Origin of the sequence: Pseudomonas sp. Nvir, assembly GCF_963778085.1 — a bacterium.
In the GTDB taxonomy this organism is placed as follows: domain Bacteria; phylum Pseudomonadota; class Gammaproteobacteria; order Pseudomonadales; family Pseudomonadaceae; genus Aquipseudomonas; species Aquipseudomonas juntendi.
The window spans coordinates 2543219-2558533 of the sequence record NZ_OY970405.1 but is presented as its reverse complement, the minus strand read 5'-3'; the positions used below and the strand labels follow the sequence as shown (position 1 = coordinate 2558533).

The following is a 15315-nucleotide window of genomic DNA, read 5'->3' as shown; positions in this document are numbered from 1 at the left end:
CGTTCACTTGCGGGGTTTGGTCTTGGCGTCGGCCTCCCCGTTGAATCTGACGGCGTCCTTGGGGGCCTTGCCAGCTCGAAACTTGACCGTCATCGCCGCCGGAATCTTCAACGGTTTGCCAGACCGCGGGTCCCTGCCGACCCGCGCTGGCCTTCGGGCAGTCTCGAACCTGCCGAAACCCACCAAAGCGACAGGCGTGTGTGTGCTCAGCGATGCCTTGATCCCGTCGATGAAGGCATCGACTGCCTTTTTGGCCATCGCCTGGCTGAGTTCGGCGCGCGCTGCTACCTGTTCAATAAGTTGCGCTTTGTTCAATTGCCTTCTCCTGGGAATCTGGCTTGCCCTCATTGCGCGGGCAAGGCTGCAGCCCTATTCAAGGGAGAAGCAGCGGCGGGCACAACTGGCAAAAATGTCAGTGCCCTGGCCCCGCGCTCACGTCCACTGGACAACCGCTGTCGTGCGTGTGAGGGTTGCCTGCGTGCCTGCCTCGGACTTTAGCCAATGACTGAACAATTGCTCACCTGCTCTGCCCTGATCCTCGCGGGGGGCCGCGGGCAACGCATGGGCGGCCGGGACAAGGGCTTGATCAGCTGGCAGGGCGAGCCACTGGTGGCCGCAATCCATCGCGTGCTGCGGCCCCTGACTGACGACCTGGTGATTTCCTGCAACCGCAACCAGCAGGCCTACCGGGTGTATGCCGACCAGTTGGTGGGCGATGCCGACAACGACTTCCCCGGGCCGCTGGCGGGGGTGATTGCCGGGCTCAAGGTGGCGCGGCATGCATGGGTGGTGGTGCTGGCCTGCGATGCACCGCTGGTCGACCGCGCACTGATCGAAGACCTGCTGCGGGTTGCTGCGGCCAATGACAGTGCCGCGATGGCGCACCAGGGCGGCTACTGGCAGCCGATGTTCAGCGTGCTGCCGCGCCAGTTGTTGCCGGTGCTGGAGCAAGCCTGGGCCGAGGGTGAGCGGAGCTTGCAAAAGGCCCTGTTGCGCGACAAGGTGCAAGCACTTGAGTGCAGCGCAGACGATCGCCGCTTGAGCAACTTCAACAGCCCCGAGTTGCTGCAGGAACACGCGCAACCTCGCTGATCGCCGGCCCGGCGCAGCGGCCCCCATCGCTTGTTGCGCTTACCGCTCGTCGCCCGAACGGCACCCAGCCCGGCTCACCAGGCCAAACGAATGACAGATCATCCCCACGATGGAGATATCCCATGATCCGCATTCGCCCGCTCTCCCTGTGCCTGGCACTGGCGCTGACCCCACTCGCTGGCACCAGCTTCGCCGCCACGGCCACCAACACCGACAGCCACCCACAAACCGACCAATCTGGCGGCAAGACTGCCGGTGAGGGCAGCAGCGTCAATACCCCTGGCAGCGGCAAAAGCAATGACAGCAGCGACACCGGCAGCAGCACCGATGCCGCCGATGGCGCCACGGGCGGCTCCAACAGCACCGGCGAGGCTACGGGCTCGGGTGCCGGCGCCAGCGGTGGTACCGCTGAAGATCAGGACAGCCGTTGACAGGGCCGTTTAACCATTCAGTACACAAATAAATGATTGGACACATAGTATTTATCCATTGAATGGCCCAGCCGAACTGCAGTAAGCTCGGGCTCATTCACTGGAGCGCAACATGCCAACACACATCCGCCACCTCGCCAACCACACCGGTCGCCAACCGCGCCCTGTGCTGGCCGTTGCCGGCTGCGTAGCTCCAGCAAGCTATTACTTCGGGTATTGGTTTAGCCACTAGGCGCCGATACCTGCACGGCGCCCACCTTCGAGGGGCCGCCGAACATGAGAATACTCAAACCCCCGGTCGGCTCCCCGACCGGGGGTTTTGCGTTTCAGGCCTTTGAAAAAACCATTGATTCACATTGAGGACCGCTTCATGAACTACGCCACCTATTACTACGCCGACACCTACACCTGGCGATTTAGCCAATCCCGCTCGGGCCAGCCAGCCGCCTCCGATCGGTCTTGCACAGGTGGCAATGCAGCAGCCAACAGTAATTCAACGATCTGTCGAACACCTCGATAGGGCCGACCGAGCGGGCCAGCCCCCGCCGTCCGCCCAGGGAAAAATGCCATGCACGCCTCCAGCCTCGCCCTGCCCCTGACCCAGCCGCAAGCGGCCAACACCGCAGTCAGCAAACGCCTCCCCAGTGCGCACCTGCTTAAACAGCAAATGCCGCTCGCCACAGACCTGGCCCAGCAAGTACATGCCCACCGCCAGGCTATACGCAACATCCTCGAAGGCCACGATCAGCGCCTGCTGGTGATCGTCGGCCCGTGCTCGATCCACGACCCGCGCGCCGCGCTGGAATACGCCGACCGCCTGGCCGCCCTCAGCCGCGACGTCGACGACAAGCTGCTGTTGGTGATGCGCGCCTACGTCGAAAAACCGCGTACCACGGTGGGCTGGAAAGGCCTGGCGTATGACCCGCACCTGGATGGCAGCGACGACATGCATGCCGGCATCGCCCTGTCTCGCGGGCTGATGCTGAGCATGATCGAGCGCGGCCTGCCCATCGCCACCGAGTTGCTGCAACCGCTGGCCGCGGGCTACTTCGACGACCTGCTGGCCTGGGCTGCGGTAGGCGCGCGTACCACCGAATCGCAGATCCACCGCGAAATGGTCAGCGGCCTGGCGCTGCCAGTGGGCTTCAAGAACGGCACCGACGGGGGTATTGCCGTAGCCAGCGACGCCATGCGCAGCGCCGCACACCCGCACCGCCACTTCGGCCTGGACGCGCAAGGCCACCCGGCGATCATCGAAACCCTGGGCAACCCCGACACCCACCTGGTACTGCGCGGCGGCCACAAAGGGCCCAACTACGATGCCCCTAGCATTGCCCTCGCCCGCCAGGCGCTGGCCAAGGCTGGCTTGCAGCCGCGGATCATGGTCGATTGCAGCCATGCCAACAGCGGCAAGGACCCAGCGCGCCAGCCTGCGGTGTTCAATGAGGTGCTGGCGCAACGCCTGAGCGGCGACCGCTCGCTGGTCGGCGTGATGATCGAAGGCCACCTGTTCGACGGTTGCCAGGCGCTGGGCAAGGGCGCCCTGAAGTATGGCGTGTCGATCACCGACGGCTGCCTGGGTTGGGCCTCGACCGAAACGCTGTTGCGCGAAGCCGCACAACAACTGTGAGCCGATGGTTGCAAGCCTGGCGAGACATACCCCGGACAAGTGCGCTAGGCTTGCACTTTTTACCCCAAGGAGCAGTACCCATGGCCCGTGCAACCGCCCGTCACATCCTCGTTGCCAGCGAAGACAAGTGCAACGAACTGAAAGCCCAGATCGAAGCCGGTGCCGATTTCGCTGAAATCGCCAAAGCCAACTCCACCTGCCCGTCCAGCCGCCAGGGCGGTGACCTGGGTTCGTTCGGCCCAGGCCAGATGGTCAAGGAATTCGACACCGTGGTGTTCAGCGCACCTGTGAATACCGTGCAAGGCCCGGTAAAGACCCAGTTCGGCTACCACCTGCTGGAAGTCACCAGCCGTCAGGACTAAGCAGCCAACAGCTGTTCATGCCCCCGGTGGCAGCGGGTTCACACGCGAATACGTCAGCTCAGGCAACGAGGCTGCATGCTCGGGGGTATTCGCGGGCTAACCCGCTTCTGCATGGGTTGTGGTGCCTGTTGCTGCTTTGTTTCGCCCTCGATACCCTGGCCGCCCCCACCCATGCCCTCACGGTGTACGGCGAAGCCCCCCGCTACGGCGCCAGTTTCCAGCATTTCGACTATGTGAACCCCAGCGCCCCCAAGGGCGGCATGCTGCGCCGCTCGGCCATCGAGATTGGCCAGTTCGACCATATCCTGCCGTACATCGACAAAGGTATTGGTGTCAGCCAGGTCGATGGCCTGTTGTTCGCACCCCTGGCCGTGCGCTCATTCGACGAACCCTACACCGTCTATGGGCTGATCGCCCGGCGCATGGAGCGTGGCCCGGATGACGCCTGGCTGCGTTTCGATATCGACCCACGGGCGACCTTTGCCGACGGCAAGCCGGTGCGCGCCGAAGACGTGCGCTTCACCTACGACCTGCTGATGAGCAAAGGCAGCCTGACCTACCGCACCCAGTTCGCCGACGTCAGCGCGGTGACCGTGGAAGGCCCGCGCAGCATCCGCTTCGACTTCAAGCCCGGGCACGGCCGTACCCTGGCGCTGGACCTGGCCAGCTTGCCCGTGCTGCCCGAGCACGACTGGCAGCAACGCGATTTCGCCAACGGGGCCGGCTTCGACAAACCGGTCGGCAGTGGGCCCTACCGCATCGGCCAGATCGACAATGGCCGCAGCATCACCTTCGAGCGTGACCCCACCTGGTGGGCCCGTGACCTGCCGGCCAGCCGTGGCCGCTACAATTTCGCCAAACTGCGCATCGAGTACTTCGGCGACACCGAGGTGGCGCGCCAGGTGCTCAAGGGCGGGGGCTACGATTACAACCGCGAGTTCTCCGCAACCGCCTACACCCTGGGTTACAACGGCGCCACACTGGACGACGGTCGCCTGCAACGGGCCCACCTGGGCCCGGCCAAACCGCAGGTAGCCCAGGGCTTCGTGTTCAACCTGGACCGGCCGCAGTTCAAGGACCGCCGTGTGCGTCAGGCACTGGGCATGCTCTGGGACTTCGAGTGGAGCAACCGGCAGATGATGCGCAACCTGTACATCCGCCAGCAGAGCGTGTTCTCCAATACACCGCTGGCCGCCCGCCAGCTACCCGATGCCGGCGAGCTGAAACTGCTCGAACCGCTGCGTGGCCAGGTGCCGCAGGAAGTCTTCGACCACGTGTTCACGGCACCGGTCACTGATGGCTCGGGAATCATCCGCGCCCAGCAGTTGCAAGCCCTGGCCCTGCTGCAGCAGGCCGGCTGGCATGCCGATGGCGACCGCCTGGTCAACCGCGAAGGTGAGCCACTGGCGTTCACCTTCCTCAACGGCCAGGCCGGCATGGAGCGCCTGCTGTTGCCCTGGAAGCGCAACCTGGCACAGATCGGCGTTACCCTGAACATCCGTAACGTCGACTCGGCGCAGTACGTCAACCGGCTGATGGCCCGTGACTACGACATGGTCGTGACCGGCTACCCGGTGACGCTTTCACCGGGTGCCGAGCTGTACAACTACTTCGGCTCGGCCGCTGCCCACGACCCCGGTTCGAACAACCTGATGGTGCTGCAGGACCCGGCCGTCGACCACCTGATCGACGGCCTGGTACGCGCTGCCAGCGAGGCCGACATGCTGCGCCACGCTCACGCCCTGGACCGGGTGCTGCAGTGGAATTACTACTGGATCCCCAACTACTACCCGCCAGGCAGCTCTACCGTCTGGTGGAACCGCTTCGGCTTGCCCAAGGTTCCGGCCACCTACGATGAAGGCCTGGACACCTGGTGGGAGATCAACCCAACGGCGCTGACCAATGAACAGATGGCCATACGCCGGAACGCCGCCCCATGACCCGCTACCTGTTGCGCCGCCTGCTGCTGATCATCCCGACCTTGCTGGCGATTCTGCTGGTCAACTTCGTCATCGTGCAGGCCGCGCCAGGCGGCCCGGTGGAACAAGCCGTGGCGCGCCTGCAAGGCATCGGCGGTGGCGCCCCCGGTGCGCGCTCGGAGGTTGTGCACGGTGAATCACGCGCCACCCGCGGGCTCGACCCCAAACTGATCGAAGAGATCAAGCGCCAGTACGGCTTCGACAAGTCAGCGCCCGAGCGCCTTTGGCTGATGCTGGGCCAGTATGCCCGGCTGGACTTCGGCAACAGTTTTTTCCGGGGTGCCAAGGTCACCGACCTGATCCTCGACAAACTGCCGGTCACCCTGTCGCTGGGCTTTTGGGCCACGCTGATCACCTACCTGGTGTCCATCCCCCTGGGCATTCGCAAGGCGGTGCGCCACGGCAGCCACTTCGATGCCTGGAGCAGCGCACTGATCGTGGTCGGCTACGCCCTGCCCTCGTTCCTGTTCGCCCTGTTGCTGATCGTGGTGTTTGCCGGCGGCACTTCGCTGAACTGGTTTCCGGTGCGTGGCATGGTTTCCGACAACTTCGACGAGCTGAGCCTGCTCGGCAAGGTGGCCGACTACTTCTGGCACCTGGTACTGCCCGTCGGCGCCCTGGTGATCGGCGGGTTCGCCACCCTCACCTTGCTGACCAAAAATGCCTTCCTCGACGAAATTTCGCGCCAGTACGTGGTCACCGCCCGCGCCAAGGGCCTGAGTGAGCGGCGGGTGCTCTACGGCCATGTATTGCGCAACGCCATGCTGCTGGTGGTGGCAGGGTTGCCACAGGCACTGATCAGCGTGTTCTTCGCCGGCTCGCTGCTGATCGAGGTAATTTTCTCACTGGATGGCCTGGGCCGCATGAGCTACGACGCCGCCGTGTCCCGCGACTACCCCATCGTCTTCGGTACGTTGTTCATCTTCACCTTGGCAGGGCTGCTGATCCGCCTGATCGGCGACCTGGCCTACACCTTGCTGGACCCGCGCATCGACTTCGACACGAGGGCACACTGATGCTGTCGCCTGTGGCGCGCCGGCGCCTGCAACGCTTTCGCCGCAACCGCCTGGGCTGGGTATCGCTGTGGGTATTCGCCGCCCTGCTGTCGCTGAGCCTGGGCGCCGAGCTGGTGGCCAACGACAAGCCGTTGCTGCTGGGCTACCAGGGCGAACTGTACGTACCGGCGCTCAAGCGTTATACCGAGCAGCAATTTGGCGGCCAGTTGCCGTTCCAGCCCGACTACCGCAGCGCCTATGTGCGCAAGCTGATCGAGGACCAGGGCGGCTGGATGCTGTTCGCACCGATCCCGTTCAGCGCCGACACCCCGAACTACGACTTGCAGGTCCCAACGCCCAGCCCACCGAGCAGCAGCAACTGGCTGGGTACCGATGACCAGGGCCGTGATGTGCTGGCCCGGGTGTTGTATGGCACGCGGGTGTCTTTGCTGTTTGCCTTTGCCCTGACCGTGATCAGCGTGGTCATCGGGGTGACGGCAGGCGCCCTGCAGGGCTACCACGGGGGCTGGGTCGACCTGTTCGGCCAGCGCCTGCTGGAGGTATGGTCCGGGCTGCCGGTGTTGTACCTGCTGATTATCCTCAGCGGGTTCGTCGAGCCGGATTTCTGGTGGCTGCTGGGGATCATGGCGCTGTTTTCATGGCTGACCCTGGTCGACGTGGTGCGGGCCGAGTTCCTGCGGGGGCGCAACCTGGAATACGTCAAGGCAGCCCGGGCGCTGGGTTTGCCAGACAGCCAGGTCATGCTGCGGCATATCTTGCCCAATGCCTTGAATGCCACACTGACCTACGTGCCGTTCATGCTCACCGGGGCCATCACCACGCTGACCGCGCTGGACTTCCTCGGTTTCGGCATGCCCGCGGGCAGCGCCTCGCTGGGGGAGTTGGTGACCCAGGGCAAGCAACACCTGGAGGCACCGTGGCTGGGCTTTACCGCGTTCTTTGCCTTGGCGCTGATCTTGTCGCTGCTGGTGTTCATCGGCGATGCCTTGCGGCAGGCGTTTGACCCGAAGGGCTGACGTTTCAGGCAAGGTGCCGGCGCGGGCAAACAACGTATTCAGGACTTTTTCCATGCACGACAGCGACAGCCTCAAGGACTACCCCCACGTTCGGCAACTGGCGATCCGTTCGTTGTTCGAGATCATCGAACAGTCCAGCGAGGGTACGGTGATCGTCGACCGCCAGGCGCGTATCGCCTGGATGAACGAACGCTATGCCCGGCGCTTTGGCCTGGCCGACGCGGCCAGTGCGATTGGCCAGCCCTGCGAAGCAGTGATCCCCGGTAGCCTGATGCGCGAGGTGGTGAGCAATGGCCGGCCTATCCTGCTGGACATGCTGGACACGCCGAACGAGCCGTTGGTGGTCATGCGCCTGCCTATCCACGACGACCAAGGCGCGCTGATCGGCGCCATCGGTTTTGCCCTGTTCGATCAGTTGCGCAGCCTGTCGCCGCTGCTCAAGCGTTATTCGAGCATGCAGCAGGAGCTTGCCTCGACCCGCTCGCAACTGCGCGCCCGCCAGGCCAAGTACAGCTTTGCGCAGTTCGTTGGCAGCAGCGCTGCCAGCCTGGAAGCCAAGCGCCGTGCGCGGCGCGGTGCAGGCAGTGACTCGCCGGTGCTGTTGCTGGGCGAGACGGGCACGGGCAAGGAGTTGCTGGCGCACGCCATCCACGCCGCCTCGGCCCGGGCCCACAAAGCGTTCGTCAGCATCAACAGCGCCGCCATCCCGGAAACACTGCTGGAGGCCGAGTTCTTCGGCACCGCGCCCGGTGCCTTTACCGGGGCGGACCGCAAAGGCCGCAGCGGCAAGCTGCAACTGGCCGAAGGCGGCACATTGTTCCTCGATGAAATCGGCGACATGCCGCTGGCCTTGCAAAGCAAGCTGCTGCGGGTGCTGCAGGAAAAGGAATACGAGCCGGTGGGGTCGAACCAGATGCTGCGCAGCGACGTGCGCATCATTGCGGCCACGTCCATCGACCTGCAGGCGGCCATGGCCCGCGGCGCATTCCGCGCCGACCTGTACTACCGGCTGAACGTGTTACCGATCGAAGTACCCCCGCTGCGGCAGCGGCTGGAGGACCTGCCGGCGTTATGCGAGGCCGTGCTGGCAGAGCTGGGCAGCCAATACGAGCTGGAAACCGAGGCGCAGCAACTGCTGGCACGCCATGCCTGGCCGGGGAATATCCGTGAACTGCGCAACGTGCTGGAGCGGGCGACCTTGCTGGCCGATCAACCACGCCTGGGGGTGGCAGACTTGCGTGCGGCGCTGGGGCCGTTGAGTCCGCTGTCGGCGGCACCGGTGCGCCAGACCTACCGCGAGGCGTGCGAGGCATTCGAGCGCTCACTGATCGCCGGGGCGTTGGCGGACCATGCGGGCAACGTGCCGCAGGCGGCAAAGGCGCTGGGGCTGGGGCGCTCTACCCTGTACAAGAAGATGGTGGCGCTTGGTCTCTGAGCAGAGACTTTTGTCTCTTTTTAGAGATAGCTCAACAAGCTCGATTGTGCAGGCAGGCAGCGTGCAAATCTGGGAGGAGATGGTGCGTGCGCTTGAACAACAAAATCTCAAAACAGAGACTGAAACACTGCAAAAAATAAAAACTCTATGTAAATCAATAAGTTAAAAATTGGCACGATATCCGCTTTCTCCTGCAAACCGATAACAACAAGACTCACCCAGGAGAAACACGATGACCGTGCTCATCGCCCTTGCCGCGCTGGCCCTGCTGATGCTGGCCGCCTACCGCGGCTACAGCGTCATACTGTTCGCCCCTATCGCGGCCCTCGGCGCCGTTCTGCTCACTGACCCGTCCGCCGTTGCCCCCGCCTTCACCGGGGTTTTCATGGAAAAAATGGTGGGCTTCATCAAGCTGTATTTCCCGGTGTTCCTGCTGGGTGCGGTGTTCGGCAAACTGATCGAGCTGTCCGGCTTTTCCCGCTCGATCGTGGCCGCTGCCATCCGCCTGCTCGGCACCCGCCAGGCCATGCTGGTGATCGTGCTGGTCTGTGCGTTGCTGACCTACGGCGGCGTCTCGCTGTTCGTGGTGGTGTTTGCGGTATACCCGTTTGCGGCCGAGATGTTCCGCCAGAGCAATATCCCCAAACGGCTGATCCCGGCCACCATTGCCTTGGGGGCCTTTTCATTCACCATGGATGCCCTGCCCGGTACCCCGCAGATCCAGAACATCATCCCCAGCACCTTTTTCAACACCACCGCCTGGGCCGCACCCTGGCTGGGCCTGATCGGCACACTGTTCGTGTTCTGCACCGGCATGGCCTACCTGCAGCGCCAGCGCAACAAAGCCCAGCGTGCCGGTGAAGGGTATGGCACCGACTTGCGCAACGAACCGGAAACCGCTGCCGACCTGAGGTTGCCCAACCCCTGGCTGGCGATATCCCCATTGATGCTGGTGGGGGTGATGAACCTGCTGTTCACCCACTGGATCCCGCAGTGGTACGGCGCCAGCCACAGCTTGCAACTGCCCGGCATGAGTGCCCCAGTGAACAGCGACGTGGCCAAGCTGACCGCCATCTGGGCGGTACAGGCAGCATTGCTGGTCGGCATCCTGATGGTGCTGGCATGTGCCTTCGGCGCCATCCGCAGCCGTTTGGCCGAAGGCACCAAAAGTGCTGTCGGCGGCGCCTTGCTGGCAGCCATGAACACGGCCTCGGAGTATGGCTTTGGCGCAGTGATCGCCTCGCTGCCAGGCTTCCTGGTGCTGGCCGATGCCCTGCGCGGCATCCCCAACCCCCTGGTCAATGAAGCCATCACCGTCACCCTGTTGGCCGGTATCACCGGCTCTGCCTCGGGCGGCATGAGTATTGCGCTGGCCGCCATGGGTGACACCTTCATCGCCGCCGCCCATGCCGCCAACATTCCGCTCGAGGTGCTGCACCGGGTAGCGGCCATGGCCAGCGGCGGCATGGACACCCTGCCGCACAACGGCGCGGTGATCACCCTGCTGGCAGTCACCGGCCTGACCCACCGGGAAGCCTACAAGGATATTTTCGGTATTACCCTGATCAAGACCCTGGCAGTGTTCGTGGTAATTGCCACGTTCTACGCCACTGGCATTGTCTAAGGAGCACTGCATGACCCTCAACGGCAAGACTGCACTCGTGACCGGCTCGACCAGCGGCATCGGCCTGGGTATCGCCCAGGTACTGGCCCGGGCCGGTGCCAACATCGTCCTCAACGGCTTTGGCGACCCGGCACCCGCCCTGGCGGAAATTGCCCGGCATGGGGTAAAAGCCATCCATCACCCGGCCGACCTGGCCGAGGTCGCCCAGATCGAGGCATTGTTCGCCGCGGCCGAGCGCGAGTTCGGCGGCGTCGACATCCTGGTCAACAACGCTGGTATCCAGCATGTGGCCCCGGTCGAACGGTTTCCGGTGCAAAGCTGGGACAAGATCATCGCGCTCAACCTGTCGGCGGTCTTCCATGGCACACGCCTGGCGCTGCCGGGCATGCGCGCGCGCAACTGGGGGCGCATCATCAACATTGCCTCCGTGCATGGCCTGGTCGGTTCGACCGGCAAGGCGGCGTACGTGGCCGCCAAGCATGGCGTGGTGGGCCTGACCAAGGTCGTGGGCCTGGAAACCGCCACCAGCCCTGTCACCTGCAACGCCATTTGCCCGGGCTGGGTGCTGACCCCGCTGGTGCAGCAACAGATCGATGACCGTGCCGCCAACGGTGGCGATGCGCTGCAGGCGCAACATGACCTGCTGGCGGAAAAGCAACCTTCGCTGGCCTTCGTTACCCCGCAGCACCTGGGCGAGCTTGTGCTTTTCCTGTGCAGCGAAGCGGGTAGCCAGGTGCGTGGTGCCGCCTGGAACGTTGACGGGGGCTGGTTGGCCCAGTGACGCAGGCTCCCGCGGTGGTTGGCACCGGTTTTTGCCGGTGTTCGCCGCTGACGCGGCTGCTAGTTCATGCGCTATCAGCGGTGCGAGAGCACCGCCCACGGGGCTGGGTGAATGGCCACAAACACGCAGCAATCAGGCATAATGCGCGCTTTTCACCCCCCGAAGCACAGGTAATCCATGAAAGCTCAAGCCCGCCATATTCTGGTCAAGACCGCTGACGAAGCCGAAAAGCTCAAGCAGCGTATCGCCAATGGCGAGGCGTTCGACGTGCTGGCGAAAAAGTTCTCGACTTGCCCGTCCGGCAAACGGGGCGGCGACTTGGGTGAAGTCCGCCCAGGGCAAATGGTCGGCGCCATCGACCAGGTCATCTTCAAGAAGCCCCTGCGCGTGGTACACGGCCCGATCAAGAGCAAGTTCGGCTATCACCTGGTGCAAACCTTCTACCGCGACTAACACACTGGCCCTGTGCCACCTGACATTTTTGCCAGTTGTGCCCAGCACGCACACCTCTATAAAAACCGCGGTAACCCTGCACGCCATGCGTGACCTGCAGGGCCCCCTGGTCAATGGAGGCTTCCCTGATGCGTCTGCGCCTGATGCTGGCTCTTGGCTCACTGCCGTTATTGAGCATTGCCCTGCCCGCTGCACATGCCGCGTGCACCTTCACGCCCACTGCCGGTAACGACAGTTACAGCTGCGACAGTGGCAGCGCCCCCTCGCTGGTTGATACCAGCGGCGACAACCGCCTGGTACTGCCAGCATCGGGCAGTGGCACGATCACCGGCGACGTGACGTTCGGCGCTGGCCAGCAGGAAGCCAGCGGGGTGAACCTGGGCATACGCTGGGCGTTCTAATGCCCTGTCTCGGCAAAAGTGAACAGCTTACTACCCGAGTTGAACCCTAGCGACGCGCCACCAGTAGGCCGAGGCCAGCGCAACCCAACAGCGAGGCGCTGACCCGGTTGAACAGGCGCCGCGGGCCTGGCTGGCTGAACCAGCGCTGCAGGTAGGCGCCAAGGCCTGCATAGAGGGCGATCGCGGCCCATTCCAGCACCAGGAACAGCGCTCCCAGCCAGAGGAACTGCTCACTGACCGGCATACGACTGTCGACGGTTACGAACTGCGGCAGGAACGCAGTGAAAATCAGGATCGCCTTCGGGTTGCCGGCCGCTACGAAGCATTCCTGCCGCGCCAGGTGCCACATGCCCCGCAGCTCACCGCCGGTGCTCGCAGCCACGCCCACCGGAGCCCGCCACAGTTGCCAGGCAATGTAGAACAGGTAACCCGCGCCCACCACTTTGATGGCCAGAAACAGGTATTCACTGGTATGCAGCACCACCGCCAGGCCCATGGCCGCCAGCGCGATCATGCCACTGAACGCCAGAATGCGCCCGGCACCGGCCACACAGGCGGTGCGCAGCCCGTAGCGGCTGGCGTTGTGCAGCGACAGCAGGTTGTTCGGCCCCGGGGCCATGTTCAGGGCGAAGCAGGCGGGGATGAAGAGCAGCACGCTCGATAAGTCCATTCTTGTTTTCCTTTGGCAGCAGGCGCCTATTTCGGCGGGCCCGGGGCCATTCGGTCAAGTGACAGCCAGCGATAAAAACTGTACAGGTGCCTTGCAGCTGTTACCCTGCCGACAACCCCGAGGAGCGCATAATGCCCCGTACCCACGCCGCACTGTGGCGCGACCCGAACCTGCCACATGTGGAAAGCCGGCGCGCCTGCCATAGCCGCGCCTGCTACAAAGCCCACAGCCACCCGACATTCTCCATCGGCGCAGTGGATGCTGGCCTCAGCCTGTTCAGCGGCGCTGGCGGCGGGCAGGCGCGGTTGACACCTGGAACCCTGGTGCTGGTACCGCCCCAGCGCGTGCATGCCTGCAACCCCGCACCCGGTTATGCCTGGAGCTACCAGATGCTGCATGTGGATGCCCACTGGCTGTCGCAACTGCGCCTGGAGTCGGAACTGGGTGACGGCGGGGCTGGCGCCCCTGCGCGTATCTGCCGGGAGGCACTGCTGTACCAACAATTCTGCGAGCTGAACGGCCTGCTGTTCTCCACCGCCAGCAATGCAGAGAAAGACGCGGCGCTGGTCGCCTTTCTCGGGGACCTGGACTTTGCCGCGCAGCTGCCGCTGGCACCGGCACCGGCATTGGCGGCTACGGCCCTGAGCGGCTTGATCGCAAGGATCGAAGCCCAGGATCCGGCACAGTTGAGCCTGGCGGTACTGGCGCGGGAGGCCGGGCTTGGGCGCTATCAGTTGATTCGGGCGTTTCGTGCAGCCACCGGTTTCACCCCCCATGCTTACCTGCTCAACGCCAGGGTCAACCTTGGGCGGCAGCTGCTGGGCAAAGGGCAGGCACTGGCAGAGGTGGCCTACCGGTTGGGGTTTGCCGACCAGAGCCATTTCCAGCGGGTGTTCAAGGCTCATGTGGGGGTGACACCGGGGCAGTATCGCGGCGCTTGAAGGTGCACAGCCGCGAGGCTGACCCATGAGGCCCCTGCAATATTCTTCAATACGCCATGCCAGCCCGGCAGCAGACTGCGGCCTTTAACGCAGAGCAGCCCGGCCCATGCAAATATTCCTGATCGTCGCCCTCGTCCATTTCCTTGCACTGCTATCGCCAGGCCCAGACTTCTTCCTGGTCGCACGCACGTCGGTCAGCAGCGGCTGGCGTAGCGCCAGCGGCGTGTGCCTGGGTATCGCCCTGGCCAATGGTGCGTTCATCACCGTGGCCTTCACCGGCTTGTCGATGCTCCAGGAAGGCAGCCCATTGTTTGCCAGCCTGCAATTGGTCGGTGCCGTCTACCTGGTGTACATCGGTATGCTGTTCCTGCGCCATGCAGGGCATACCCGCCTGACTGCGGCCGTTGGCAAGCACACTGGGCCAGGGTGGTGGCAGGGGCTGGGCATGGGTTTGCTGTCTGCCCTTCTCAACCCCAAGAACGCACTGTTCTACGCGAGCCTGGCCAGTATGTTGGGCAGCGCCAGTGCCGGCTGGAAAGCCGCTTGCGCGCTGTGGATGTTCGGTGTGGTGCTGCTGTGGGACCTGCTGATCGCCGTGGCCATCGGCAACCAGCGGGTACTGCGGCGCTTCGCGCGCTGGCTGCCGTGGCTGGAACGCAGCTCCGGGATCATGCTGGTGCTCTTGGGCGCGGCTGTGCTGTTACACCTGGCCTGGGGCTGACCAGCTTCAGGCTGCGCATGTCCACCAAGGTGAAGTGGCCGCTGGCCCAGCCGCCGGTGTCCAGGTGCCAGACATTGCCCAGCAGCGTGGCCTGCGGCACCGGCGTGTGGCCCACCAGCAAGGCGCGCAGGCCTTGCACCGGCTCGGTATCGCCAGCCCTGAGTCGCCGCCGCGACCACTGGCATACTTGCCTGACTTTGGGGTCATCCAGCAGCTCCAGCCACGTTCTCAATTGCAGCCAATCGGCAGTCGGGCTGTCGGCATGCAGCAGGCCGACCAGACCTGCCGCACTTTCAACCTCGATCGCAATCGGCAGTTGCTCGAAACGTTCGACGAAGCGCAGTTGCTCAGCCCGCGGCAGGTCGATGAACCAACCGCCGCCAGCTTCGCGGTACATGGCCAGGTCCAGTTTCCCACCCCGCACGCGGGTAATGGCCAAGGCCTCATGATTGCCTTGCACGGCATGAAACCAAGGCTTGGCCAGCCACTCCAGGGCCGCCTCGTTGTCTGGCCCGCGGTCGACCAGGTCGCCCACGCTGAACAGGCGGTCCACGGCGGGGTCGAAATCCACCGCATCCAGGCATTGCTGCAGTCGCTGGAAATGGCCGTGAATATCGCCCACTGCCAGGTCGCGGCCCCGCAGGTTGGCGATCATGCGCCGTAACCGTCCCATCTCACTGTTCCTCTGCTGGCGCTGCCCAGGCAGGGAAGGCTGACGGACCCGGCCTCCCCCCGCACGCATCGCGCCCTTGATGAACAGCAT

At 64.2% G+C, this 15315-nt stretch carries 16 protein-coding genes and 1 pseudogene; 14 read left to right on the top strand and 3 right to left on the bottom strand.

Features of this window, described 5'->3' with window-relative positions; genetic code table 11:
* Window positions 1-3 precede the first annotated feature (3 nt).
* Complete coding sequence (locus AACG97_RS12460; protein ID WP_197885595.1) at window positions 4-315, bottom strand: HU family DNA-binding protein; 312 nt, start codon at window positions 313-315, stop codon at window positions 4-6.
* A gap of 186 nt (window positions 316-501) precedes the next feature.
* Here AACG97_RS12460 and mobA point away from each other — a divergent pair, with 186 nt between their 5' ends.
* The 12 genes and pseudogenes from mobA to AACG97_RS12400 all read left to right on the top strand — a co-directional run.
* Window positions 502-1092, top strand: coding sequence for a molybdenum cofactor guanylyltransferase MobA (gene mobA / locus AACG97_RS12455; RefSeq protein ID WP_197885594.1), 591 nt, complete (start codon window positions 502-504; stop codon window positions 1090-1092).
* 122 nt (window positions 1093-1214) lie between these two features.
* Window positions 1215-1523 (top strand): hypothetical protein, encoded by a 309-nt coding sequence (locus AACG97_RS12450; RefSeq protein WP_029884859.1) that lies wholly within the window; start codon window positions 1215-1217, stop codon window positions 1521-1523.
* Between the two features lie 568 nt (window positions 1524-2091).
* Window positions 2092-3153 carry a 3-deoxy-7-phosphoheptulonate synthase gene (locus AACG97_RS12445; protein ID WP_009686646.1) on the top strand — a complete coding sequence of 354 codons (1062 nt, stop codon included), beginning with the start codon at window positions 2092-2094 and terminating at the stop codon, window positions 3151-3153.
* 80 nt (window positions 3154-3233) lie between these two features.
* Window positions 3234-3515, top strand: coding sequence for a peptidylprolyl isomerase (locus tag AACG97_RS12440; RefSeq protein WP_009686645.1), 282 nt, complete (start codon window positions 3234-3236; stop codon window positions 3513-3515).
* Window positions 3516-3526: 11 nt separating this feature from the next.
* Window positions 3527-5455 (top strand): extracellular solute-binding protein, encoded by a 1929-nt coding sequence (locus tag AACG97_RS12435; RefSeq protein ID WP_445261813.1) that lies wholly within the window; start codon window positions 3527-3529, stop codon window positions 5453-5455.
* Window positions 5452-6510, top strand: coding sequence for a microcin C ABC transporter permease YejB (locus AACG97_RS12430; protein ID WP_225785579.1), 1059 nt, complete (start codon window positions 5452-5454; stop codon window positions 6508-6510). Before AACG97_RS12435 ends, AACG97_RS12430 begins: the two co-directional genes overlap by 4 nt.
* Window positions 6510-7526: an ABC transporter permease gene (locus AACG97_RS12425; RefSeq protein WP_009686642.1), complete on the top strand. Its 1017-nt coding sequence runs from the start codon at window positions 6510-6512 to the stop codon at window positions 7524-7526. Before AACG97_RS12430 ends, AACG97_RS12425 begins: the two co-directional genes overlap by 1 nt.
* Window positions 7527-7578: 52 nt before the next feature.
* Complete coding sequence (locus AACG97_RS12420) at window positions 7579-8961, top strand: sigma-54 interaction domain-containing protein (RefSeq protein WP_110678397.1); 1383 nt, start codon at window positions 7579-7581, stop codon at window positions 8959-8961.
* Between the two features lie 232 nt (window positions 8962-9193).
* Complete coding sequence (locus tag AACG97_RS12415) at window positions 9194-10585, top strand: GntP family permease (RefSeq protein ID WP_009686639.1); 1392 nt, start codon at window positions 9194-9196, stop codon at window positions 10583-10585.
* A 10-nt stretch (window positions 10586-10595) separates the two neighbouring features.
* A complete protein-coding gene (gene hbdH, locus AACG97_RS12410) occupies window positions 10596-11366 on the top strand; it encodes a 3-hydroxybutyrate dehydrogenase (protein ID WP_009686638.1) in 771 nt (256 codons plus the stop codon).
* Between the two features lie 177 nt (window positions 11367-11543).
* Window positions 11544-11819 carry a peptidylprolyl isomerase gene (locus AACG97_RS12405; protein WP_009686637.1) on the top strand — a complete coding sequence of 92 codons (276 nt, stop codon included), beginning with the start codon at window positions 11544-11546 and terminating at the stop codon, window positions 11817-11819.
* Window positions 11820-11932: 113 nt separating this feature from the next.
* Window positions 11933-12175, top strand: a pseudogene (locus AACG97_RS12400) (hypothetical protein); the annotation flags it as partial.
* 91 nt (window positions 12176-12266) lie between these two features.
* On the opposite strand, the gene AACG97_RS12395 reads toward AACG97_RS12400, so the two are convergent.
* Window positions 12267-12890 (bottom strand): LysE family translocator, encoded by a 624-nt coding sequence (locus AACG97_RS12395; protein WP_125854696.1) that lies wholly within the window; start codon window positions 12888-12890, stop codon window positions 12267-12269.
* Window positions 12891-13021: 131 nt separating this feature from the next.
* Here AACG97_RS12395 and AACG97_RS12390 point away from each other — a divergent pair, with 131 nt between their 5' ends.
* Entirely contained in the window at window positions 13022-13831 is an 810-nt protein-coding gene (locus tag AACG97_RS12390) for a helix-turn-helix transcriptional regulator (RefSeq protein WP_125854697.1), read from the top strand.
* 106 nt (window positions 13832-13937) lie between these two features.
* The gene (locus AACG97_RS12385; RefSeq protein WP_125854698.1) at window positions 13938-14552 is read left to right on the top strand and encodes a LysE family translocator; all 615 of its coding nucleotides are present in this window, start codon (window positions 13938-13940) and stop codon (window positions 14550-14552) included.
* Here AACG97_RS12385 and AACG97_RS12380 read toward each other — a convergent pair.
* Window positions 14500-15225, bottom strand: coding sequence for a metallophosphoesterase (locus AACG97_RS12380; protein WP_115294006.1), 726 nt, complete (start codon window positions 15223-15225; stop codon window positions 14500-14502). The two genes, AACG97_RS12385 and AACG97_RS12380, sit on opposite strands and share 53 nt — an antisense overlap.
* Window positions 15226-15315 lie beyond the last annotated feature (90 nt).